Here is a 21,825-nt window from a genome sequence, read left to right on the forward strand (position 1 = left end):
AGGCGTGAGTTTTGACCTGCCGCGCAACGTCATCCTGCCGGTCGATGCCATCGACGTCAGGCTCGATCCTGGCCCGCATCCATTCGAGCGCGATAATGCCCAGGCGATCGCGGCGAACTGGCGGCGTGAGACCGCATCGAAGCCGGCGCTTTTCGACGGCACCGTGGTGCTGCTTTCCGCACTCAGCTACCGCGACAATCGCCTCGTCGGCCGCTGCCATGCGGTGCGGTATTCAACTTTCATGCTTTGGCGCAGCAATAGACAGGTGCCTGGCGCCGAACATGCCTACGCGCACGCCATGCTGGTCGCTGGCGACAATGCGCTGGTGGCGATCCGCATGGCGCCGCATACGGTCAATGCCGGCCGCATCTACTTCGCCGCCGGTTCGTTCGAGCCCGCCGATTTCCGCGACGGCCTTGTCGACGTCGACTTCAACATGATCCGCGAGGTACGGGAGGAAACCGGCCTCGACCTATCAGGCGCGACACGCGGCAGGCGCCACTACGCCCTGTCGACGGCAAGCGGCACGGTGATCTTTCGCCGCTACCGCGAGACGGCCTCCGCCGACGACCTGGCACAGCGGATCCGCGCTTTCGTCGCGGCCGAGTCAGAGCCTGAAATCGAAGGTCCTGTGATCATCCGCAATGCAGCCGACCTGCCGGACGGATTGATGCCGCATATGAGACCGCTGATCGAATGGCACTTCGCGCAAGGATTCCGACTCTAACGTCGCGACCTGCCTTCAATAGCCTTGCGGTCGCTGCGGGCAGCGACAAAATACAGCAGCACGCCGAGACCCAGGAGTGCCCCCATGGCCGTTCCCATCGTCTGCCCAATTACCTGCTGGAAGTCAGCTGTGACGCGATCGGGATTATCCATTCCATAACGGATCAAATTCCACCAAAGCCCTGCCAATGCGGCTTCGACGATCACCATCGCCAGAGCCAGTCGCCCTCTCTTGCTCATCCATTGTTCCCCCTTAGTCCCCAACAGCATTGTTATCATTGCAGATTGTGCTGCGACAAGGGCAGGTTGCTTATAAAATTGGCAGCGTCGCGAGGCGACATTTGCTGCAACGCTCTATTCATGCCTCAGCGCGTCGATGGGGTTGAGCCGTGCGCCGCGCAGCGCCGGGAAGAAGCCGAACACCATGCCGATCAGCGCGGAAAAGCCGACCGCAAGCAGGATGACCGCCGGGCTTGGCGCAAACGGGATCGTCAGCGTCAGCGAGGCGAGGCCGGCCAATGCCAGGCCGATCAGGATGCCGATGATGCCGCCAAGCAGCGACAGCACCGTCGCCTCGACCAGGAACTGGATGAGGATGTGCTTTTCGTGGGCGCCGATGGCGAGCCTGATGCCGATCTCGCGCGTGCGCTCGGTTACCGACACCAGCATGATATTCATAATGCCGATGCCGCCGACGAGCAGGCTGACGCCGGCGACGGCGCCGAGCATGCCAGTCATGGTGGTGGTGGCGCTGGCCATGGCATCGGCGATCTGGGTCATGTCGCGGATCGAGAAATCATCGTCTCGGTCGGGCGTGATGCGGCGTGTGTCGCGCAAGATGTCCTCGACGCGCTGCTGCAGCACCGTGGTTGGCGTACGGTCGTCGGCGGCGACATAGACCGATTCGATGTCGCGATTGCCGGCAATGCGACGCTGATAGGCGGCGAGCAGCATCAGCACGACATTGTCCTGGTCCTGGCCGAAGCCGGTATAGCCCTTCGGTTCGAGCAAGCCGATGATCTTGCAGGAGGTGCGGTTGACGCGGATGATCTCGCCTTCGGGGTCACCGGCGCCGAAGAACTGCTGGCGCACCGTCTCCCCGATGAGGCAGACGCCGGTCCCCGAGCGGGTTTCCGAATCGCTGAACGGGCGGCCCGAAACCAGCTTCCAGTCGCGGGCATCGAGATAGGCGCTGTCGGTGCCGGTGACGCCCGAGGTCAGGCTTTCGGTGCCGAAAATGACGCGCACCTGCTTTTGCGACGCCGGCGCGATAGCGCGCGCGCCGTCCAGATGCGCGACAAGCGCTGCGAGATCCTTGTAGGCAAGAGGCCGGACCACCTGGTCGAGCCCTCCAGGGCCGCCAGGCCCCGCCGGACGGCCGGAACGGATGACAAGCAGATTGCTGCCGAGCTTGGAAATATCGGACTTGACCTTCTCGGTGGTGCCCGAGCCGATGGTCAGCATGGCGATGACGGCGGCAACGCCGATGACGATGCCGAGCAGCGTCAAGAACGAGCGCAGCACGTTGCGGCGGATGGAGCGGAGCGAGAGGCGGACGGTTTCCCAGATCATGGCTAGGCCATCTCGAGATTGGCGGTATCCGAGGCGACATGGCCATCGAGGAAACGGATCGTGCGCTGGGCATAGCCGGCAACATCGGCTTCGTGCGTGACCATGGCGATGGTCAGGCCGAGCTCGCTGTTCAGCTGCGTCAGGAGCTCCATGATCTCGTGCGTGCGGGCGGTGTCGAGATTGCCGGTCGGCTCGTCGGCAACGAGCAGCGTTGGCCTGGTGACGATGGCGCGGGCGATCGCCACGCGCTGCTGCTGGCCGCCGGACAGCTCGGCTGGCGTATGATGCTCGCGGCCAACAAGGCCGACCTCGGCAAGTGCCTGCATAGCAAGGCCGCGGCGCTCGCGGGCGCGAACGCCGCGGTAGATCAGCGGCAGTTCGACATTTTCCGCCGCCGTAGTGCGCGGCAAGAGATTATAGCCCTGGAAGACGAAGCCCACATAGAGATTGCGCAGCTGAGCACGGCGGTTGCGGTCGAGACGGCCGGCGTCGATGCCTTCGAAGCTGTAAGTCCCAGCGGTCGGCGTGTCGAGGCAGCCAATGATGTTCATCGCCGTCGATTTGCCGGAACCGGATGGGCCCATGATGGCGACGAATTCGCCGCGTCTGATTGCGAGGTCGACGCCGGCCAGCGGATGCACCCGGGCTTCGCCCTGGCCATAGCTTCTCCAGACCTTGTCGAAGCCTATGAGCGTGGTCGCGACCGATGCCACGATCAACTCAGCTGCTGCGAGGCGGTAATGACTTGTGCGCCTTCCTCCAGGCCGGAGACGATCTCGGTCAGTTCGCCGTCTGTCGAGCCGACCCTGACGTTGACCGGATGCGGCCGCCCATTCTCCAGCACGTAGAGCGTGCGCGAGCCGTCGGTGGGCTTCGTCGCCGCCGGGTGCTGGCGGTTGCCGCCGGGGCGTCCCATGCGGCCGGTGAACAGGTCGGTGAGGCTCCAGCCGCGCTCCGCTGTCTGGGCCGGCCGGTAGCGGAAGGCGATCGACGGCACGGTGAGCACGTTCCTGGCCTGCTTGGTGACGACCGAGACGGTGGCTGTCATGCCGGGCCGCAACAGAAGTTCGCTGTTGTCGACATCCAGCCTTGCATCGTAAGTGACGACGCCGTCGGTGGTGACTGAGGCATAGGAGATGTCGCGGATTTCGGCGTCGAACGGCCGTTCCGGAAAGGCATCGACGGTGAAGCGCGCATGCTGGCCGGGTTTGACGGCGCCGATATCGGCCTCGTCGACCGCCGCCTTCAACTCCATGTTCTTCAGGTCGGCGGCGATGACGAACAGCACCGGCGCCTGCAGCGAAGAGGCGACCGTCTGGCCGGGATCGACCGAGCGCGTCAGTATGATGCCGTCGATCGGAGCGTAGATGGTGCTCTTGGCAAGATCCGTCTGCTGCGCCTTGAGATCGGCACTGGCCATGGCGAGGTTGGCTTTGGCGATATCGAGTGCCGCCTTCGAGCGGTCGCGCGTGGCAGTTGCCGCTTCGAGCGACTGGTCCGTCGCCATACCGCGCTTGGTCAGTTGTGCCGCGCGCACCAGCGCCTTTTCGTTCTCGGCCAGGGTCACGGTGGCGTCCTCGACACTCGCGGCCGCTGCCTTGGCGGAGGCCTGGGCGCGCTCGATCTGCACCTCCAGCTTTGCAGTGTCGAGCGCAGCCAGCACATCGCCCTTCTTCACCAGCTGATTCTCGTTGACCGAGACCGAGCGGACGACGCCGGAGAGTTCGCTGGAAATATCGACCTGGGTGAGAGGCTGCAGCGTGCCGGTTGCCGAAACCGCGACGGTAAGATCGGCCATGGCGGCCAGTGTCGTGGTATACTCGATCTTGGCGGGCGAGCCCGCGTACCAGGGGTAGCCGACGACACCCGCGGCCACTGCGAGTAGCGCAAGCAGCGCGTAAAACCAACCGCGACGGCGTTTTGTCTTCAGGCCCTGGTGGTCGAGCCCGAGCGCCGTCTCGATGGCGGAAGCGGATTCCGTCTTTGGCAGATTGACAATCTGGTCCACGCCGGACCCCTATGTTCAGTGATATCCCATCAGTGCACAAATCAGGCCTTATGGTTCAAAATTCAAATTAAATTTCGCTCATGTTAGGAATGAGGCAGAGGACTTACTGAGATGCAGCCGCGGAATTACTTACTTTACGACGTATTCACCACCAACCGGCTGGCCGGCAATCCGCTGGCCGTGGTGCTCGACTGTGACGGGCTGGACCTTGCGGCGATGCAGGCGGTGGCGCGCGAGTTCAACCTGTCGGAAACCGTCTTCGTGCTGCCGGCTGACAACCCGAAGCACCGGGCCCGCATCCGTATCTTCACGCCCGACTATGAAATGCCGTTCGCCGGCCACCCGACCGTCGGCTCGGCGATAGCGCTCGCCGAAATGGCGGGAGAGGCCGCCGGTATCTTCGTGCTCGAGGAGAATATCGGCCCGGTGCGCTGCGCTGTCAGCAAGCACGATGGTTCGACCTTTGCCGAGTTCGACCTGGCGAAACTGCCGGCCCAGCTGGAATTGTCGGCCGATCCCGAGGCGATCGGCGCGGCCCTTGGCCTTGGGCCGCACGAGATCGGCTTCGAGAACCACCGCGTTTCGTTCTGGTCGGCGGGCGTGCCCTACGTGACCATCCCCGTCGCCAATCTGGAGGCGGCCGCTCGGATTAGGCTGGACAACCAGGCGTGGTCGGAGCTCGCACCACGCAAGAGCGAATGGGCCTTCGCCAGCCCCTATGTCTATTGCCGCGAGACGGTGCACCATGACAGTGCCTTCCATGTCCGCATGATGGTGCCCGGCAATCCGTCCTACGAAGACCCGGCGACCGGATCAGCGGCGGCCGCGTTCGCCGGCGCGATCATGCATTTCGACGGCCCGACAGACGGCGTTTCACAACTGTGGATCGAGCAGGGGCTGGAGATGGGCCGGCCTTCGCGCATTCGCCTCGAACTGAATGTCGACGGCGGCAAACTGGCCGCCGCCCGCATCGGTGGCCATGCGGTGAAGGTGGCTGAAGGCAGGCTTTTTGTTTGACGACCTCGGCACTTCGGCGATTTGTCGGGAAATGAATCCCACGGGGCTGGACATGGCGGATGGCGGCGGCTATATGCCCGCCAACGCCGGTTTTTACCGGCCGAGTGGGTGCGTAGCTCAGTTGGTAGAGCAGCTGACTCTTAATCAGCGGGTCCACAGTTCAATCCTGTGCGCACCCACCAAAAATCTCCAGGATTTGGTGGAAAGACCTTAGAACGAGCCGGTTTCATTCACCGCGCTCGTTTCATCGACTTTGGGCTGCTTTTGGAGTCCGATAGTCTTTGGCGAGGCGTGCTCTTAGCTCGCGGCGCTCGCAGCCGACTGGATCAAACGCTGCGATTGCCGCGCCCGAAAACGCGGCTCAGAAACTTGCCGAACCGAAAAGCGATGCCATTGTCAGCACTCTGACGTCTGTCAGCATCAACATCGGCTTTTCCCCCTGAAAAGTCGCTGATAAGCCACCAGAAGAAGATCAAGAAAAGGACGAGAATCGCGGTGTCGATCGGACCGTAGCTGGAGTATCTGCCGCGCGAAATTAGCGCACCGCTACCGACAATGAGAAACGCAGCAGAGTAGGCGGGGTGAAATTTTTTCATCCCACCAGATTTATCTGAGAATCATTGCGAACGGAAGCTGCTGCCTTAGTGGATCAAGCTCATAGGCCGATGTTGAACTGGATCACTTCTCCGAAACACCAGCCTCCGCAAAACTTGCCATCCTGGCATGGCATTCGAGTGCCGAGCGGACGATGTTGACGGCGAGGCAGGCGCCGGAGCCTTCGCCGAGCCTCATGCCGAGGTCGAGCAAGGGCGGCAGGCCGAGCGCCTCCAATAGACGACGGTGGCCGGATTCGGCCGAGACATGGGCTGCCAGGGTGTGGGCGAGGCCAGCAGGGTGCAGCGCTGCCAAGGGTGCCGCTGCGGCGGTGCAGACGAAGCCGTCGAGCAATACCGGCACGCCGAGATGACGCGCAGCCAGCGTTGCGCCCAAGATCGCCGCAAGCTCGCGGCCGCCGAGGGCCGCCGCGAGCTTCAGCGGATCGGCCAGCGCCGGGGCGTGGCGCTTCAGGCCGGCCTCGATGGCGACGATCTTGCGCACGAGGCCGGCATCGTCGACGCCAGTGCCGCGCCCGGTCCATCGTTCGGCGCCGCCGCCGAACAGCGCGGTTGAGATGGCCGCCGCCGGCGTGGTGTTGCCGATGCCCATTTCGCCGAAGCAGACGAGGTCGAGGTCCTTGCTGACCGCGTCGTAGCCGGCCGAGACAGCGGCGAGGAAGGCCTCGTCGTCCATCGACACGTCTTGCGTGAAATCGCCGGTCGGATGATCCAGATCAAGCGGGATGACGTCCAGCTCCGCGCCGGCGATGCGGGCAAGCTGGTTGATGGCGGCGCCGCCGCCGGCGAAATTCGCCACCATCTGCACGGTGACCTCCGACGGGAAGGCCGACACGCCTTGCGCGGTGACGCCGTGATTGCCGGCGAAGACGAAGACCTTGACACGGTCGAGCTTTGGCATGTCGCGGCCCTGCCAGCGCGCCAGCCAGGCGACTATTGTCTCCAGCCGGCCAAGGCTGCCTTGCGGCTTGGTCAGCGTGTCCTGGCGGCGGGCGACGGCATTGGCCGCGGCGTCGCTGCCAATGGGCAGGCCGAGGCAGGCGGCGCGCAGTTCATCGAGCGATTTGAAAGGCATGGGGGCAAAATCTCCGAAACAGAGTCAGGAAAGGGAAATGGAAGCGACGAGCAGGATTGCGATCTCGCCCAGCTGCTGAAGGGCGCCGACGGTGTCGCCGGTCTGGCCGCCGATCTGATTGAGGCAAAGCGCGCGGAAGGCGGCGAATAACAGACCGAGCAGGATGATCGCGAAAACGGCAGCGCCGAACCCAAGCGCCAACAGCGCGACCGCACCGAGTACGGCACCGATGCCAGCTGTTTTAGCCGAGACGGTGCCCGCTTCGGCCGAAAGGCCGTCGCTGCGGGCCGGCTGCAGCAGGTGCATGAAGGCGCCGAGCAGGCCGCGCGAGGCGGCATGCGCGGCAATCAAAGCCAAGAACACGTGGGCTGGGCCGGCGAATCCAGAGAGCACGCTCCAGCGGATCAGCAGCGAGATGCCGAGCGCGCAGGCGCCGTAGGCACCGATGCGGCTGTCACGCATGATCTCCAGTTTCCTGTCGCGGGTCTTGCCGCCGCCAAAACCATCAGCAACATCCGACAGCGCGTCCTCATGCAGGCAGCCGGTGACAAGCAAGATCGCGGCAAGGGCGAACGCTGCAGCAGGACCTCCGGCTAGGCCCAGCCTCGTGCCGACCGCGTAGGCCAGCGCACCGGCCATAGCGGCGGCGAGACCGGCGACCGGTGCAGCCCAGATCGCAGCGGCAAGGCTTCGGCCACGGAAGTCGGCTCGCGGCAGCGTTAGCCGGGTAAAGAAGACGAGGCAAAGCGCGATATCATCGAGAATTTGCTGTTGCGAGGCCTTCATCCGCCCCTCGCAATGGCATGGAAGAACGTGCCGCTGACATTGCCGCGCCGGTAGCCGGAGGCGCCGAGCGGGTTGCCTTGCCCGTCGGCGAGATCGGCCAGCGGCTCGTCATTGCCGGTCGCAACCATCTGCGCGTAGTGGAACTCATGGCCGCGGATCAGCGTGCCTTGGCTGCCGAGCGGACAGCCGGACCGCAGCCGCGCCTCGCGGTAGCCGAGATTCATCTTGCGCTTGGCGAAGCTGGTCGAATGGCCGAGCAGGCCAAGCATCCGATGCGTCTCGCCCGATGCGTCCTCGAGCGCCTCGCCGAGCACCATGAAGCCGCCGCACTCGCCATGCACCGGCCGCGTGGCGGCGAACCTCGCCATGCCCGCCCTGAAATTCGCAGCGGCGGCGAGGCGGCCGGCGTGGAGCTCGGGATAGCCGCCGGGCAGCCAGCAGACATCGCAATTGTCGCCGGGCGCTTCATCGACGAGCGGCGAGAATGGGACGATCTCGGCGCCGGCCTTGCGCCAATGCGCGGCAACGTGCGGATAGAGGAAGGTAAAGGCGGCGTCCTCGGCGAGTGCAATGCGCTGGCCGGGGGGCGGCAGCGCGTCGCCGAAATTGCCCGGCGCGGGCGTGAATGGCGCCGCCAGAGCCATGATGGCGTCGAGGTCGAGCGAGTGCTCGACCATATCGGCCAGCCGGTCGAGATGCGCCATCAGATTCTCATATTCGCCGGCCTGAACGAGGCCGAGATGACGTTCGGGCAGGTTGAGCGAGGGATCGCGCAGGATAGCGCCGACCACAGGCAAGCCGAGCGCTTCGATGGCATCGCCGCACAGTCGGCGGTGGCGTTCACTGCCCAATCGGTTGAGCACGACACCGGCCATGCGCACATCGGGGTCATAAGTAGCAAAGCCCTTGGCAACGGCCGCCGCCGTGGTCGACTGGCCGGAAACGTCGAGCACCAGCAGCACCGGCAGGCCATAAAGTCGGGCAAGGTCGGCGGCCGAGCCGGTGCGGCCCGGAGCAGCCGGAATTCCATCGAACAGGCCCATGGCGCTTTCGAGGAAGATAAAATCGGCATCTTCGGTCGCTTCGCCGGCCAGTGCGTTAAGCAGGGCGGGCGGCATTGCCCAGCTGTCGAGGTTGATGCCGGACAAGCCTGTGGCGGCGGTGTGGAAGCCGGGATCGATATAGTCCGGGCCGGACTTGGCGCCGCGCACCTTCAGGCCGCGCCGGGCGAGCGCGCGCAGAATGCCGATGGTGACGCTGGTCTTGCCCGAGCCCGAGCGCGGCGCGCCGATGATGATGGCGCGGGTCATGGCTCGCCCGCCAGTGCCGCACGCATAGCGACTATACCGCCGACGACGATCAGCGCCGGCGAGGTCAGACCGGCGGCTGCTGCCTCTTCCGCAATGGTGGCGAGCGTGGCGACGACGATCCGTTCCTGCGGTGTCGTCGCAGCGACAATCACCGCGGTGGGCGTCGAAGGCGCCAGCCCGCCCTCGAGCAGCGAGGCGGCGATCAGTGGCAGATTGGCCATGCCCATATAGATGACCACCGGCTGGCCGGTACGGGCGATGGCCGCCCAGTCGAGGTCGTCATCGGTGCCGGCGGCGTGACCGGTCGCCAGGATCAGCGCCTTGTTGATGCCGCGCATGGTGCCGGGAATGCCGGTGGCGGCCAGCGCGCTGAGGCCGGACGTCAGGCCAGGCAGGATGCGGAACGGGATGGTTTTCCCGGCCAGCGCCAGCGCCTCTTCGCCGCCACGCCCGAAAATATAGGGGTCGCCGCCCTTCAGCCTGACGACGCGCCGGCCCGCGCGCGCCAGCCGAACCAGCAGAGCGGTAATGTCGTCCTGCTTCATCGATGGTTTGCCACCGCGCTTGCCGGCATAGAACAGTTCCGCGCCCTCGGCGACGGCGACGACCGCGGGCGAGACCAGCGCGTCATAAACCAGCGCGTCGCACTGTCCGAGGGCGGCCAGCACTTCCAGCGTCAGGCAGCCGGGATCGCCAGGGCCGGCACCGGCCAGCCAGACATGACCGGGCTCCAGCTGGCGCGGCTTGAAGTCCAGCCGGGTGAGCGCCTGCTCGACCGTAGTGTTTCTATTGCTGCCGCTCACAACCCGCCCCGTCCGCGAAAGCGCCGCTGGTAGTGCGCGTCATACAGTGAACTTTCGCCAAAGCCTTCCGCCGCCAGCGAGCGGCCGACGAAGATGATTGCCGTGCGCTCCATCGGATCGGCGGCCAATTGCGCCTCGATGGTGGCCAGCGTGGCGGTCAGCACGCGCTCGTCCGGCCAGGAGGCACGGAAGACGACCGCGACCGGGCAGTCGGCGCCGTAATGCGGCGTCAGCTCGGCGACGACGCGGTCGATGGCGTGGATGGCAAGGTGGATGGCCAGCGTGGCGCCGGTGCGGCCGAAGCCAGCCAGCGTTTCGCCGGGCGGCATCTTTGACGCGCGGCCGGAGATGCGTGTCAGCACCAGGCTTTGCGCGACTTCTGGAATGGTCAGCTCGCGGCGCAGCGCTGCCGCCGCAGCGGCGAAGGACGGCACGCCCGGCGTCAGCGTATAAGGGATGCCATGCTTCTCCAGCCGGCGGATCTGCTCGGCAACTGCGCTCCAGACCGACAGATCACCGGAATGCAGGCGGGCGACATCATGGCCGCCCGCGTGGGCGGCCAGATATTCGCCCTCGATCTCGTCGAGTGACATCGGCGCGGTGTCGATCAACCTCGTTCCGGGCGCGCAGTGCTGCAACAGCTCCGGCGCGACGATCGATCCGGCATAGAGGCAGATGGGGCAACTGCCGAGCAGGCGGCTGCCGCGCAAGGTGATCAGGTCGGCAGCACCTGGACCGGCGCCGATGAAATGGACGGTCATGCCGCATCTCCGCTGATCGCGATGGCGCAGGTCACAGCACCGAGCACCGTGCGCGGCCCGAGCAGCTTTGCGCCTTTGCCGGCGGCGGCAAGCGCCGAGGCTTCGGAAACAGACGGCGTGCCGGCATGCTCCTGTGATAGGTCGGAACGGCTGGTCGTAGATGCAGCTTTGAGTTCGTCCTGCTCGACGACGATTACCGGGAGGCGGAGTTCACGTCCGGCGGCGAAGATTGCCGCTTCATCCTGCTTGAGAGACGCGGTCGCGAGGGCCGAAAGCGCGGGCAGGGCAAGCCCGTGCGCCTCCAGCGCGGTTTCTACCGCAGCAAGCACGTCGCGTGCGCTGACACCTTTGCGGCTGCCGATGCCCGCGACCATCATGGCTTGGCCCAACTCCATTGGGTGACCGGCATAGCCGGCCGCCAGGCCTGCATCGAACCAACCGGCGAAGCACGGGATATAGCGATCCGGGTAAGCTCGCCTCCGAGCGCAGCGTGACGGGAAAGCAGCAGTGCCTCCATCTCCAGGGTCACTGCGTTGGCGACGAGGCGGCCGCCGGCAGGTAAGGCATCGATGGCTCTTTCCAGCACGCCGGCATCGCTGCCGCCGCCGCCGATGAAGATCGCTGCCGGCGTTTCCAGCCCGGCAAGAGCTTGCGGTGCCGAACCTTCAACGACGGCGAGACCGGGAACGCCGCAGGCCGCGGCGTTGCGTCGGATGCGGACGGCGCGGGCCGGATCGGCCTCAACGGCGATGGCACGCATGGAAGGATGGGCCAGCATCCATTCGATGCCGATGGAGCCCGATCCGGCGCCGATGTCCCACAGCAGTTCGCCGCGCCTTGGCGCGAGAGCGGACAGGGTGACGGCGCGCACTTCGCGCTTGGTGATCTGGCCGTCATGCTCGAACAAACGATCGGCACGTCCCGCTGTCAGCGGCAGGATGGGTGCTTGCGGAGTCGATTCAACTTCGATCGCGAGCACGTTGAGCGGATTGATCTTTGCGAGGTCGAAGGTGCCGGCGCTCGCCAAGCGCAGCCTTTCGTTCGGCCCGCCCAGCGCCTCCAGCACCGTCAGCCGCGACGCGCCGAAGCCGAGCTCGGTCAGGAGACGGGCAATCGCTTCCGGTGCATCGCGGTCCGAAGTCAGCGCGAGAATGCGGGTGCAATCATGCAGCAACGGCCGGATCAGGTCGAGCGAGCGGCCATGCAGCGAGACCGTCTCGACGTCCTGCAGCGCCCAGCCCAGGCGTGAGGCGGCCAGCGAAAAGGCCGAGGGCGCGGGGATCACCCGCATATCCTCTGCCGCGACCTTGCGGGCGAGGATGACGCCTACACCGTGGTAGAAGGGATCGCCGGAGGCCAGCACGCAGACGCGTCTGCCGGAGAGCGCCAGCACATCGCGCATCTCGGCATCGAAAGGCGTCGGCCAGGCGCGCGCTTCACCTTTGACCAGTGATGCGACAAGGGCGAGGTGGCGCTTGCCGCCGAAGACGAACTCGGCCTCAGCGATCAACCGCTTGGCCTCGTCGCCGAGACCCGCTACACCGTCCTCGCCGATGCCGATGATCGTGAGCCACTTTGAGGCGAGCTTGGCGCCGCGCGGAGCTTCAGCAGGCATGATGACCCACCGCATTCTGATCCTCGGCGGAACCACCGAAGCACGGCAACTGGCCGGCAAGCTTGCCGCGCGCGCGGATATTTCGGTCATGCTGTCGCTGGCCGGTCGCACCGAAAACCCGGCCGCGCAGGGGGTGCCGGTGCGGGTCGGCGGCTTCGGCGGTGCCGGCGGGCTGGCGGCGTATCTCCGCCAGAACAAGATCGACCTGCTGATTGACGCCACGCATCCCTATGCGGCGCGAATCTCCGCCAATGCGGCGGAAGCAGCGCGCATGACCGGCGTGCCTACCGTTGCGCTCAGGCGTCCCGGATGGGAGGCGGTCGAAGGTGATCGCTGGACGTTGGTCGACACCGTTGCCAGCGCGGTGACGGCTTTGGGATCGGTGCCGCGCCGTGTGTTCCTGGCGCTCGGGCGACAGGAGGTCGCTGCCTTCGAGGCAGCTCCCCGGCATCATTATCTCATTCGCAGTGTCGACCCGGTCGAGCCCAGGCTCGCTGTGCCCGACGCGGCCTATCTCTTGGCGCGCGGGCCGTTTCATGAGGTCGATGAGCGCACGCTGCTCGAAAGCCGTGGCATCGAAGTCGTTGTTTCCAAAAACAGCGGCGGCGAGGCGACCTACGGCAAGATCGCGGCGGCGCGGGCACTCGGCGTCGAGGTGGTCATGATCCGCAGGCCGGCGTTGCCGGACGTTACGTCGGCGGGAACCATCGAATCGCTTGCCGCTATGGTCGATCATTTTCTGGTCGGTCATGTTCTTGGGCCCGCTGCCGAACGCGGCGTGTAGACCAGCGCGACCTTGTCACGCCGCTTGATGATCCTGGTTTCCGGCGAGCCGATGATGATGCAGGTCGCCATGTCGGCCTTCGCGGCATCGGCGTCGGCCAGCAGAAAAACCTCGATGCGCTCGTCGGGGCGGCCGGCGGCACGGCCGAAGATCACCGGCGTGGTGCCGGGCAGGATCGCCGTCAGGCACTCGAAGGCGCGGCCAAGCTGCCAGGGACGTGCCTTGCTGATCGGATTGTAGAGCGCGATCACGAAGCCGGCGCCCGCCGCGGCAAGCAGGCGCAGCTCGATCAAGTCCCACGGCTTGAGATTGTCGGACAACGAGATGGCACAGAAATCATGGCCGAGCGGCGCGCCGATGCGGGCGGCGACGGCGAGCATGGCGGTGATGCCGGGCACGATAGCGATGTCGACCGTGCGCCATTCGGGTGGGCCCGCCTCGATCGCCTCGCAGACGGCCGCCGCCATGGCGAAGACGCCGGGATCGCCGCCCGACACGACGGCGACATCGTGGCCTTCCGCAGCCTTCAGCAGCGCGTCCCTGGCGCGCGCGAGTTCCTCGCGATTGTCGGAAGCGACGCGGGTCTGGTCGGGGCGCAGATCGAGCCGGTCGAGATAAGGCTTGTAGCCATAGAAGAATTTTGCCTCGGCAACGGCGCGGCTTGCCTCCGGCGTCACCTGGTCGGCGTTGCCGGGCCCGAGGCCGATGACGGTGAGGCGGCCGCTCATGCTTCGACTCTCAATGCACTTGGCCGGCCCGACCAGCCGGCCACCAGCACGATGGCGAAATAGGGCGCCTGGTCGTCCTTTTTGTCGGCCAGCCGCATCGAGACGCCGCCCGGCATGGTGCCGCGCTCGACATAGATGGCCCGCGCCAGCTTGTCGGTTGCCTCCAGCGCGCGCCTGATCTTGGGCAGGTTGCGGCCGACCTTCATGATCACCGCGGCGTCGGTGTCGGCGAGGCGACGCGTCAGCTCGAATTCGCTCATCGTGCCCGGCAGCACCGTCAGCACGTCGTCGCCCTGGACGATCGGCAGGCCGGTCGCCGACCAGCAGCCGGACATGGCGGTGACGCCCGGGATGACTTCGGTCGGAAAACGGTGCGCCAGCCGGACATGAAGATGCATGTAGGAGCCGTAGAAAAGCGGATCGCCTTCCGAAAGCACCGCGACCATCCTGCCGGCGCTGAGGTGCGCGGCGACCTTTTCGGCCGATTGCTCATAGAAATCGGTGATCTGCGAGCGGTAATCGCTGTGATCCTTGTCGATCTCGGTCGTCACCGGATAGAGCAGCGGCAGCTCAATCAAATCGGGGCGAAAATGCGCGCCGACGATGGCGCGCGCATTGCTGTTGTTGCCGCGCTTGGCGAAATGCGCAACGACATCGGCCTCGGCCAGCGCACGCACCGCCTTCAGCGTCAGCAGGTCGGGGTCGCCGGGACCGGTGCCGACGCCGACCAGTCGACCTTTTGCGATCACGTTCATAGGCCCGGCCTCGCCAATGCATTGAGGGCGGCGGCGGTCATGGCGCTGCCGCCCAGCCGGCCGCGCACGACGGCGTAAGGCACGCCGTAGGAATTTTCGGCCAGCGCATCCTTCGATTCAGCGGCACCGACAAACCCGACCGGCATGCCGATAATCGCCGCCGGCTTCGGCGCGCCGTCGCGCAGCTTTTCCAGCAGATAAAACAGGGCGGTTGGCGCATTTCCGATGGCGACGACCGAACCGGCTATGCGCTCGCCCCACAGGTCGATCGCCGCGGCCGAGCGGGTGTTACCGATCTTTTTCGCGATGTCGGCGGTCCGCGGATCGCGCAGCGTGCAGATTACCTCGTTGCCGGCAGGCAGCCGGGCGCGCGTGACGCCGTGCGAGACCATCTGCGCGTCGCAGAAGATCGGCGCGCCGGCGCCCAATGCTGTGCGTGCGGCGGCGACGAAATCGGTCGAGAAAACGAAGTGCCGCGCGGCCTCGACCTGGCCGCATGCATGGATCATGCGGATAGCGACGTCGGCCTCGGCTTCGGACAAGCGCGACAGGTCGGCCTCGGCGCGGATGATGGCGAAGGAGCGCTCATAGATCGCCGTGCCGTCATGGATGTAGTCGTAGGCGGTCATGTTCATTCCTGTCGGTAAGCTTTGACGACGCCCGCCGTGCCGAGCCTCGCGAGGCAGGCGGCAGCGGTTTCGCCGGGATGTCGTGCGCTGCGGATCGCCGCTGCAACGCGGCCGATGCCGTGCGCGGCGTCGTAGCCCGGCCTGTATCCGGCGGGCAATGCCTTTGCCGTCCCGTCCACGACAAGCCCGGCTCCGTTTTCGCCACCGACCAGGGTCAGCTCCGCCGGACCGGGATGGGCGCAGCCCTTGGCGCAGCCGGAGATGTGCAGCGTCAGCGAGGAATCGAGGATGTCGCGGTTTTCTGCAGCGATGATCTCGGCGATGTCGCGGGTGGCGATGCGGCCGGAGGCACAGGCGGGTGCGCCGGGGCAGGCGGCGATCCGGGTGCGCGGGTCGGCGGGGTCTGTGACGAAGCCGAGGGCGGCGGCTGTCTGCTGAAGCGAGTGGTAGGCGGTTGGCGAAAGGCCGATGAAAAGCAGCGCGCGGCTTGGAGCGAGGCGGATTTCGGTGACGCCCAGGGCGATGGCTTCTTGCGTGAGGCCGATGAGTTTTTGCGCGGGCATGCTGCCGAAGGGCAGGCCGATGCCGAGGGCACGGCCGTTGCTCAGGTTGAAGATACCAATGGGCGGGCGAAGGCGCTCGGCGGCGCCCCCCTCTGTCCTGCCGGACATCTCCCCCTTTAGGGGGGAGATTGCGCCTTGGTCTCCGCCTCCGCTAATCGCCGAAGTCGCGCCAAATACCAAGGCAGCAGAAGTACGGCCGTCGGCGGAACTGCCGATCTCCCCCCTAAAGGGGGAGATGTCCGGCAGGACAGAGGGGGGCGCGAAGGAATGCCAGCTTGCGAGAGATCTGCGCTGCCGTTCCGTCAAATCCCTTGCGTGAGCGTCGCGGCCTTTTTCGGCGACCATCCTTAGAATCGCGAGGGCGATATCACGGGCTGCTTCCTCCTCGGCCATGGCGAGAGGCTTGGCATTCTGCCCGTCGCCAGCAACGGCTATCAGCCAGCCGACGCCCGCGTCGGTTCTGATCGCAGCCAGTCGTATGTCGGCCGTCACCGCATCCATCGTCAGTTGCCCGCCGCCGTCGATGACGACTGAAACCTTCGGACCGCGCCTTGCCGTCAGACCAGCCTCTTCAATCGCCACCCGAATCCGCTCCGCCATCGGGCGCGGGTCGGCTATCTCCTCCGGGTCGAGCCCGGCCAGCGGGCCGGTCTCGACCGGCACGCCGGTGCGCACCGCGATGCCGAGCGCATCGACCTCCATTGCCAGTAGCGGCGCGCTTGCCGGCGTCAGGCCGCGTATCTGCAGGCCGCCGCGGGCGGTCACTTCCATGATGCCGTTGCCATGGCGCAAGGCGGATTCGCAGAGTCCGATCAACGACTTCGGCAACAGTCCTCCAGCGACCGGATTGAGCCGCACCAGTAGCCCGTCGCCGGTTTGCATCGGCGCGGACAAGGCAGGGCAGGCGCCACGGCGCGAGAAAGCGTTCATGCCGCCACTCCCAGAGCTTGCGCTTCGGCAATCAGTGCGGCGAGATCGTCATCGATCGAGTTGCGCAGCGGATGCCAGAGCCCGCGCCGCCGTGCTGACAGCAAACGCTCGGCAATCACCTTCGCCGCCGCCGGGTTCTCGCGCAGGATGAAGGCGCGCACCACGGGGTCGCCAAGATAGGCATCGTGCACGGCGTCGATCAGCGTGCCTGATATGGCATGGGTAGTCTCGGCAAAGCCGACCAGGCGGTCGACCGTCTCGGCGAATTCCGAGGCGCCGCGCGGCCCGTGCCGCATCTGGCCGGCGATGAAGCGCGGGTTCACCGCGCGGGCGCGAACTACCCGGGATACGGCCTCACCAACCGAGCGCGGCTTGGGCCTTTGCGGGTCCGTGATGTCGAGGACGATGACGTCGGCGCTGCTGCCGAGCGCGGCAAGCGCTGCCGAAAAGCCGCCGATAAAGGCGACGTCGGCCGAGCCTTCGAGGATGTCGCGGCCGGGGTCGTCGCCGGTATGAACCAGAAGGTCGGCCTCAGCGATGCGGCCCTCAAACGCGCCGGGCGCCGAAATGCCTTCGCCCTCGGCGCCGCCATAGGCATGCGAAGTGGCGTCGAGGTAAGTGCGGCCGATCTCTTCGCGCGCAGCCCAGTCGCCGCTCGACAACAAGTCCTCGACGCCGGCGCCGTAAGTGCCCGGCGAAGTGCCGAAAATGCGCGGGCTGATCTTGCCGTCGATGCGGGTCCTGGCCGCCAGCGGGTTTTCCGAATCGTCCTCGTCGCGGGTCGCCACGGCGTTTGCCGCGGCGTCGATCAGCGCGATCTGGGTCGGGAACATGTCGCGGAGCAGGCCCGATATGCGCCAGGTGACGTCGACGCGCGGGCGGCCGAGCGTTGCCGGCGGCAGCACCTCGATGCCGGTGATGCGGCCGGTGGCTGAATCCCATTGCGGCCGGCAGCCCATCAGCGCCAGGCCTTGCGCGATCTCCTCGCCGCCGGTGCGCAGCGAGGCCGACCCCCAGAGGTCGATGACCAGCGAGCGCGGCCAGTCGCCATGCGATTGCATGTAGTTGCGCAAGACCTCGTCGGCGGCCGCCCTGCCGAGATCGAACGATGTCGGCGTCGGCATGGTGCGTGGGTCGGCGGTGAACAAATTGCGGCCGGTCGGCAGCACATCGCGCCGGCCACGCGCCGGTGCACCGGCCGGACCGGCAGCGACATGGCGGCCGTCGAGCGCGGCAAGCAGTGCGGTTTTTTCAGCTGCCGCACTTTGCCGCCGTAGCGGATCAGGCTCGCCCTCAGGCGAGCGGCCATAAATATGCAGGCCATCCTTGATGGCGAAATCCTTGAGATCGCAGAGCCAGGCGTCGATGCGGCGCAAAGCCTCGTCGGCTGCGTCGGTCCTGGCGACACCAGCCTCTGAGGCGAGGCCGGTCTTTTCCGCCGTTTCGACTATCAGCTTCGCCAGGCGGTCGCGGCGGCGGCGGTCGAGCCCGTCGGCCTGGGCATATTCGTCGACCAGTCGTTCGAGCCTGTGCTGGTTTTCGTCCAGCCCGGCGCCGGTCAGCGGCGGCGGCAGATGGCCAAGCGTGACGGCGGCAACGCGCCGCTTGGCCTGCGCTGCCTCGCCGGGGTTGGAGACGATGAACGGATAAATGACGGGCAGGGCGCCGGTGACGATTTCGGGAAAGCAGTTTTCGCTGAGCGCAACGGTCTTGCCGGGCAGCCATTCCAGCGTGCCGTGGGCGCCGACATGGACAATTGCATGGATGCCGAGCGACTGGCGCAGCCAGAGGCCAAAGGCGACCAGCGCATGGCGCGGCGGCAATGTCGGGTCGTGATAGTCGGCGCGGCGGTCGACCGAGCGCCCGCGATCGGGGGCGAGCGCCACGGTGATGTTGCCGAACGTGGCCGCGCGGAAGCGGAATTTGGCGACGGCAGGCGCTTGAACACCCCCCTCTGTCCTGCCGGACGTCTCCCCCTCAAGGGGGGAGATTGCTCCGTGACTTCTGCTTTCGCCAACTACCGACGGTATTAAGGTAGAGCCGTCGGCGAAACGGCCAATCTCCCCACTTGAGGGGGAGATGTCCGGCAGGACAGAGGGGGGCGCCTCGCGCGAACCTGTCTCATCTTCCGCCTTACCCCATGCCGCCTCCACGGCAGCGAGTGCCGCAGTCGGTAACTCTGCAGAAAGAGCGAGATAATCGTCCAGTCTCAGCCCACCATTGCCCCGTTCCAGCAAATCCAACAACTCCCTTGGCGTTTGCGGAATCCTTTCAACGGCGTAGCCCTGTTCGCTCAGGTCGTGCAGCATTGCCAGCACGCTGGACGGCACGTCGAGGCCGACGGCGTAGCCGGTGCGACCGGGGGCGCTCGGATAGTCGGGGATCAGGATGGCGAGCTTGCGTTCCGCGCGCGGCGTCCGCCGCAGGCGCACGAATGCCTCGATACGGTTCGCCACTTGCGCGACGCGGTCGGGCTCTGGCCGGTTGGCGAAGGCGCGGAAGGCCAATGCGGGATCGGTTTCGCTTTCGCCCTTGAAGGAAATGGCGCCGGCCAGGATGCGGCCGTCGAGCTCGGGCAGGACGACATGCATGGCAAGGTCGGCGGGCGCCAGGCCGCGCTGATTGGTTTGCCAGATGTCGCGGCGGGTGGTTGCGACGATGACCTGGAACACCGGCACGCCGGCGCGGTCGAACAGGGTTTCAACGCCCGGCTCGGCCCCGGAGGCGAAAGCTGTGGCGGTGATGATGGCGGCAGGCTTCAGCGTTGCAAGCGCGGTTTCAACAAAGGCGAGTGAGGCCGGGTCCTTGAGGCTGGAGACGAAGATAGGCACGGGAGCCATGCCGCGCGCGCTCAGCGCTTCGAAAAGCGCGTCGATGGGCGCGACGTCGGCGGCGAGCAGCATCGAACGGTAGAAGAGAATTGGCACGACGTCTCCCTCCCCCTCGAGGGGAGGGTGGCCCGAAGGGCCGGGTGGGGTCGTTGCGGCAGTGCTCGACATTTTTTTCTGTCGGCGCGCTTCAAAGTGTTGGCACGCTTCGGAGAGGACCCCACCCTCGGCCTTCGGCCGGACCCTCCCCTCGAGGGGGAGGGGGACGACCCCCAGCCCCGGCTCGTAAAATCCCGCCTTTGGCACGCTAACAGGTTCGGCTATCGCCGCACCCGATCCAGCGAGACTTGCCAGCCTCTGCACCAGCGCCGTCATATTTGCCGGCCCGCCCTCGCGGAAATAGCCCAGCAGGGCGTCCAACTCCTCGCGCGGCAGCGCCGAGCCTTCGATCAGTCGCAAATCCTCGTCGTGGCTCTCGCCCGGTAGGAGCGCCAGCTTGATACCGCGATTTCGCGCGATAACGGCGAGCTGGTCGCAGCCATAGCGCCACCACTCGTAGCCGCCGAGAATGCGGACCAGAATGACCTTGGCATGGCGGGCGACGCTCTCGGTCCAGAGGTCGACGGACATCGGATGGCGCAGGTCGCGCAAGGCGGCGAGCCGCATCGAGGGCAGGCGGTCCGCATCCGCTTTCCACGCCGCCGCCAGCCCGGCCAGGTCGCTGTCGGTGAAGGACAGGGCCACGACATCCGCAGGCGTTTGCCTGAGATCGACAGGCTCGGCGAGATCGTCGAGCGAGGCGGATGTGGTGGTGAGGATGTGCATCGCGGCTCGTACCTGGGGTCAGCCGGCGAGGATACGCTCTATCGCCGGGCGGTTCAGCCCTTTCAGACCGATGACGACGAGGCGCGAGCGGCGGTCGTCGTCAGCCGTCCAGGCGCGGTCGTAATAATGGTTGACGCGCGGACCGACAGCCTGCAGCAGGAGCCGCATCGGCTTGCCGCCAACCTCGACGAAGCCCTTGACGCGCAACACGTTTTCTTCCTCCGCCGCCGTGGCGACGCGTTGTGCGAGCTCGTCCGGGTTGGACACCGACGCGATGTCGATGACGAACGAGTCAAAATCGTCATGTTCGTGGTCGAGCTCGTCGTCGTGATGGGTCTTGCGGTTCTCGATGTCGTCCTCGACGGCGAGGCCGAGGCCGAGCAGCACCGACGGATCGACCTTGCCTTGCGAAGTCGGCACGATCTTCACCGCCCGTGCAACATGCTTGCCGATGACGGCATTGGCACGGGCCGAGCCGGCTGCGTCCATCAGGTCGCTCTTCGACAGGATGATCAGGTCGGCGCAAGCGAGCTGGTCCTCGAATACTTCCTCGACCGGATCGTCGTGTTCGAGCGTCTCGTCCTGCGCGCGCTGCGCCTGCAGGGCGTCCATGTCGTTGGCGACGCGGCCATCCGCCAGCGCCGGTCCGTCGACGACGGCGATGACGCCGTCGACGGTCACCCGGCTCTTGACCGACGGCCACTGGAAGGCCTGGACCAGCGGCTTGGGCAGGGCCAGCCCGGATGTCTCGATCAGGATATGGTCGACCCTCGGCATCAGCGACAGGATCTGGTCGAGCGCCGGGACGAAATCGTCGGCGACAGTGCAGCAGATGCAGCCATTGGCCAGCTCGACGATGTTTTCCTCGGGGCAGGTGTCGATGCCGCAGCCCTTCAGGATCTCGCCGTCGATGCCGATGTCGCCGAACTCGTTGACGATGATGGCCAGCCGCTTGCCTTTGGCGTTCTCGAGCAAATGGCGGATCAATGTCGTCTTGCCGGCGCCGAGAAATCCGGCAACGACGGTGCAGGGGACGCGCGAAAGGGAGGCAGCGGTCATATCAAGTCCTTCAAAAGGTCGAGGGGAGGGATGCGGGCAACCAGACCGCGCTTCAGGCAATCGGGACGGCCGCGCCACGGAATGAGCCCATCCGTCGAGGTGGCGAAGAGCTTTGCGCCGGTCACGAGATCGGCGCCGCTGGTCGCGGTCAGGTCGCCGAAGACGTAACTCCAGCAGCCGTCGCGCAGCATGGCGGCGCTGAGCCGGCGCTTGCAATTGCCGAGGCATTCGACGGTGCGGATTTTGATGTTTTCGCCGGAAGCGGCGCGGCGCGTGTCCTCGGCGAGCAGTTCGCCGGCGCGGGGATGAGCGTCCGAACCGGTCTCGTCACGGCAGGAAGAGCAGACGATGACGGTAACGCCGGCCAGGGAATCGTCAGGGCCGGACAATAAATCCGCTGTCTCAGCCGAAAAACTGCTGTCGCGTTCCAAATCAGG

Annotated in this window: 22 protein-coding genes and 1 tRNA gene; 4 read left to right on the plus strand and 19 right to left on the minus strand. The window is 66.2% G+C overall.

From position 1 onward, the window contains the following. The first annotated feature begins 4 nt into the window (after positions 1-4). Positions 5-727, plus strand: a complete 723-nt coding sequence (locus tag NKI79_RS02140; RefSeq protein WP_352477527.1) for a hypothetical protein — start codon at positions 5-7, stop codon at positions 725-727. On the opposite strand, the gene NKI79_RS02145 is transcribed toward NKI79_RS02140, so the two are convergent. From NKI79_RS02145 to NKI79_RS02160, 4 genes are all read right to left on the minus strand, one after another. Then, entirely contained in the window at positions 724-966 is a 243-nt protein-coding gene (locus tag NKI79_RS02145; RefSeq protein WP_352477528.1) for a hypothetical protein, read from the minus strand. The two genes, NKI79_RS02140 and NKI79_RS02145, sit on opposite strands and share 4 nt — an antisense overlap. A gap of 114 nt (positions 967-1,080) precedes the next feature. Then, on the minus strand, positions 1,081-2,298 hold the full coding sequence (locus NKI79_RS02150) for an ABC transporter permease (RefSeq protein ID WP_352477529.1): 1,218 nt from the start codon (positions 2,296-2,298) through the stop codon (positions 1,081-1,083). 2 nt (positions 2,299-2,300) lie between these two features. Continuing rightward, the gene (locus tag NKI79_RS02155; RefSeq protein ID WP_352799601.1) at positions 2,301-3,011 is read right to left on the minus strand and encodes an ABC transporter ATP-binding protein; all 711 of its coding nucleotides are present in this window, start codon (positions 3,009-3,011) and stop codon (positions 2,301-2,303) included. Positions 3,012-3,013: 2 nt separating this feature from the next. Then, a complete protein-coding gene (locus NKI79_RS02160) occupies positions 3,014-4,306 on the minus strand; it encodes an efflux RND transporter periplasmic adaptor subunit (protein ID WP_352477531.1) in 1,293 nt (430 codons plus the stop codon). A gap of 111 nt (positions 4,307-4,417) precedes the next feature. Between NKI79_RS02160 and NKI79_RS02165 the strand changes: the two genes are divergently transcribed. Both NKI79_RS02165 and NKI79_RS02170 read left to right on the plus strand, forming a co-directional pair. After that, a complete protein-coding gene (locus NKI79_RS02165; RefSeq protein WP_352477532.1) occupies positions 4,418-5,323 on the plus strand; it encodes a PhzF family phenazine biosynthesis protein in 906 nt (301 codons plus the stop codon). Between the two features lie 106 nt (positions 5,324-5,429). Continuing rightward, a tRNA-Lys gene (locus NKI79_RS02170) sits at positions 5,430-5,505 on the plus strand. A gap of 144 nt (positions 5,506-5,649) precedes the next feature. On the opposite strand, the gene NKI79_RS02175 is transcribed toward NKI79_RS02170, so the two are convergent. The 8 genes from NKI79_RS02175 to cbiE form a co-directional block, all read right to left on the minus strand. After that, the gene (locus tag NKI79_RS02175) at positions 5,650-5,919 is read right to left on the minus strand and encodes a hypothetical protein (RefSeq protein WP_352477533.1); all 270 of its coding nucleotides are present in this window, start codon (positions 5,917-5,919) and stop codon (positions 5,650-5,652) included. An 82-nt stretch (positions 5,920-6,001) separates the two neighbouring features. Next, the gene (cobT, locus tag NKI79_RS02180; protein ID WP_352477534.1) at positions 6,002-7,012 is read right to left on the minus strand and encodes a nicotinate-nucleotide--dimethylbenzimidazole phosphoribosyltransferase; all 1,011 of its coding nucleotides are present in this window, start codon (positions 7,010-7,012) and stop codon (positions 6,002-6,004) included. A gap of 24 nt (positions 7,013-7,036) precedes the next feature. Continuing rightward, the gene (locus tag NKI79_RS02185) at positions 7,037-7,798 is read right to left on the minus strand and encodes an adenosylcobinamide-GDP ribazoletransferase (RefSeq protein ID WP_352799603.1); all 762 of its coding nucleotides are present in this window, start codon (positions 7,796-7,798) and stop codon (positions 7,037-7,039) included. After that, positions 7,795-9,108: a cobyrinic acid a,c-diamide synthase CobB gene (locus NKI79_RS02190; RefSeq protein ID WP_352799605.1), complete on the minus strand. Its 1,314-nt coding sequence runs from the start codon at positions 9,106-9,108 to the stop codon at positions 7,795-7,797. Before NKI79_RS02190 ends, NKI79_RS02185 begins: the two co-directional genes overlap by 4 nt. Continuing rightward, the gene (cobA, locus tag NKI79_RS02195; protein ID WP_352477538.1) at positions 9,105-9,911 is read right to left on the minus strand and encodes a uroporphyrinogen-III C-methyltransferase; all 807 of its coding nucleotides are present in this window, start codon (positions 9,909-9,911) and stop codon (positions 9,105-9,107) included. The genes NKI79_RS02190 and cobA overlap by 4 nt, the downstream gene beginning before the upstream one ends. Continuing rightward, entirely contained in the window at positions 9,908-10,672 is a 765-nt protein-coding gene (cobM, locus tag NKI79_RS02200) for a precorrin-4 C(11)-methyltransferase (RefSeq protein ID WP_352799607.1), read from the minus strand. The genes cobA and cobM overlap by 4 nt, the downstream gene beginning before the upstream one ends. Then, complete coding sequence (locus NKI79_RS02205; protein ID WP_023676642.1) at positions 10,669-11,049, minus strand: cobalamin biosynthesis protein; 381 nt, start codon at positions 11,047-11,049, stop codon at positions 10,669-10,671. Before NKI79_RS02205 ends, cobM begins: the two co-directional genes overlap by 4 nt. Beyond that, positions 11,046-12,287: a precorrin-6y C5,15-methyltransferase (decarboxylating) subunit CbiE gene (gene cbiE, locus NKI79_RS02210; protein WP_352799609.1), complete on the minus strand. Its 1,242-nt coding sequence runs from the start codon at positions 12,285-12,287 to the stop codon at positions 11,046-11,048. Before cbiE ends, NKI79_RS02205 begins: the two co-directional genes overlap by 4 nt. Position 12,288: 1 nt before the next feature. Here cbiE and NKI79_RS02215 point away from each other — a divergent pair, with 1 nt between their 5' ends. Next, positions 12,289-13,071 carry a cobalt-precorrin-6A reductase gene (locus NKI79_RS02215; RefSeq protein ID WP_352799734.1) on the plus strand — a complete coding sequence of 261 codons (783 nt, stop codon included), beginning with the start codon at positions 12,289-12,291 and terminating at the stop codon, positions 13,069-13,071. Here the strand turns inward: NKI79_RS02215 and NKI79_RS02220 are convergent. Genes NKI79_RS02220 through NKI79_RS02250 form a run of 7 tightly spaced genes read right to left on the minus strand, consistent with a single transcriptional unit; the run spans position 13,035 to position 21,819 of the window. Continuing rightward, the gene (locus NKI79_RS02220; RefSeq protein WP_352477541.1) at positions 13,035-13,799 is read right to left on the minus strand and encodes a precorrin-3B C(17)-methyltransferase; all 765 of its coding nucleotides are present in this window, start codon (positions 13,797-13,799) and stop codon (positions 13,035-13,037) included. The genes NKI79_RS02215 and NKI79_RS02220 overlap by 37 nt on opposite strands. Further along, the gene (locus NKI79_RS02225) at positions 13,796-14,554 is read right to left on the minus strand and encodes a precorrin-2 C(20)-methyltransferase (protein WP_352799610.1); all 759 of its coding nucleotides are present in this window, start codon (positions 14,552-14,554) and stop codon (positions 13,796-13,798) included. The genes NKI79_RS02220 and NKI79_RS02225 overlap by 4 nt, the downstream gene beginning before the upstream one ends. After that, positions 14,551-15,183, minus strand: a complete 633-nt coding sequence (locus NKI79_RS02230; protein ID WP_352477543.1) for a precorrin-8X methylmutase — start codon at positions 15,181-15,183, stop codon at positions 14,551-14,553. The genes NKI79_RS02225 and NKI79_RS02230 overlap by 4 nt, the downstream gene beginning before the upstream one ends. Before the next feature lie 2 nt (positions 15,184-15,185). Next, on the minus strand, positions 15,186-16,676 hold the full coding sequence (cobG, locus tag NKI79_RS02235) for a precorrin-3B synthase (RefSeq protein WP_352799612.1): 1,491 nt from the start codon (positions 16,674-16,676) through the stop codon (positions 15,186-15,188). Further along, the gene (locus NKI79_RS02240; RefSeq protein WP_352799614.1) at positions 16,673-20,329 is read right to left on the minus strand and encodes a cobaltochelatase subunit CobN; all 3,657 of its coding nucleotides are present in this window, start codon (positions 20,327-20,329) and stop codon (positions 16,673-16,675) included. Before NKI79_RS02240 ends, cobG begins: the two co-directional genes overlap by 4 nt. Positions 20,330-20,347: 18 nt before the next feature. Next, complete coding sequence (cobW, locus tag NKI79_RS02245) at positions 20,348-21,388, minus strand: cobalamin biosynthesis protein CobW (protein ID WP_352799616.1); 1,041 nt, start codon at positions 21,386-21,388, stop codon at positions 20,348-20,350. Continuing rightward, positions 21,385-21,819: a DUF1636 family protein gene (locus tag NKI79_RS02250; protein WP_352799618.1), complete on the minus strand. Its 435-nt coding sequence runs from the start codon at positions 21,817-21,819 to the stop codon at positions 21,385-21,387. Before NKI79_RS02250 ends, cobW begins: the two co-directional genes overlap by 4 nt. Positions 21,820-21,825 lie beyond the last annotated feature (6 nt).

This window comes from Mesorhizobium sp. M0340, assembly GCF_040321535.1.
In the GTDB taxonomy this organism is placed as follows: Bacteria; Pseudomonadota; Alphaproteobacteria; order Rhizobiales; family Rhizobiaceae; genus Mesorhizobium.

Bases quoted from the DNA above. Each gene is read 5' to 3' on its own strand.
- NKI79_RS02220 (WP_352477541.1), bottom strand. From the start codon at position 13,799: ATGAGCGGCCGCCTCACCGTCATCGGCCTCGGGCCCGGCAACGCCGAC.
- NKI79_RS02150 (WP_352477529.1), bottom strand. From the start codon at position 2,298: ATGATCTGGGAAACCGTCCGCCTCTCGCTCCGCTCCATCCGCCGCAAC.
- NKI79_RS02205 (WP_023676642.1), bottom strand. From the start codon at position 11,049: ATGATGGTCGCGGGCATCGGCAGCCGCAAAGGTGTCAGCGCACGCGAC.
- cbiE (WP_352799609.1), bottom strand. From the start codon at position 12,287: ATGCCTGCTGAAGCTCCGCGCGGCGCCAAGCTCGCCTCAAAGTGGCTC.
- NKI79_RS02225 (WP_352799610.1), bottom strand. From the start codon at position 14,554: ATGAACGTGATCGCAAAAGGTCGACTGGTCGGCGTCGGCACCGGTCCC.
- NKI79_RS02215 (WP_352799734.1), top strand. From the start codon at position 12,289: ATGACCCACCGCATTCTGATCCTCGGCGGAACCACCGAAGCACGGCAA.
- cobM (WP_352799607.1), bottom strand. From the start codon at position 10,672: ATGACCGTCCATTTCATCGGCGCCGGTCCAGGTGCTGCCGACCTGATC.
- NKI79_RS02190 (WP_352799605.1), bottom strand. From the start codon at position 9,108: ATGACCCGCGCCATCATCATCGGCGCGCCGCGCTCGGGCTCGGGCAAG.
- NKI79_RS02175 (WP_352477533.1), bottom strand. From the start codon at position 5,919: ATGAAAAAATTTCACCCCGCCTACTCTGCTGCGTTTCTCATTGTCGGT.
- NKI79_RS02185 (WP_352799603.1), bottom strand. From the start codon at position 7,798: ATGAAGGCCTCGCAACAGCAAATTCTCGATGATATCGCGCTTTGCCTC.
- NKI79_RS02145 (WP_352477528.1), bottom strand. From the start codon at position 966: ATGAGCAAGAGAGGGCGACTGGCTCTGGCGATGGTGATCGTCGAAGCC.
- NKI79_RS02165 (WP_352477532.1), top strand. From the start codon at position 4,418: ATGCAGCCGCGGAATTACTTACTTTACGACGTATTCACCACCAACCGG.
- NKI79_RS02240 (WP_352799614.1), bottom strand. From the start codon at position 20,329: ATGCACATCCTCACCACCACATCCGCCTCGCTCGACGATCTCGCCGAG.
- cobT (WP_352477534.1), bottom strand. From the start codon at position 7,012: ATGCCTTTCAAATCGCTCGATGAACTGCGCGCCGCCTGCCTCGGCCTG.
- cobW (WP_352799616.1), bottom strand. From the start codon at position 21,388: ATGACCGCTGCCTCCCTTTCGCGCGTCCCCTGCACCGTCGTTGCCGGA.
- cobG (WP_352799612.1), bottom strand. From the start codon at position 16,676: ATGAACGCTTTCTCGCGCCGTGGCGCCTGCCCTGCCTTGTCCGCGCCG.
- NKI79_RS02230 (WP_352477543.1), bottom strand. From the start codon at position 15,183: ATGACCGCCTACGACTACATCCATGACGGCACGGCGATCTATGAGCGC.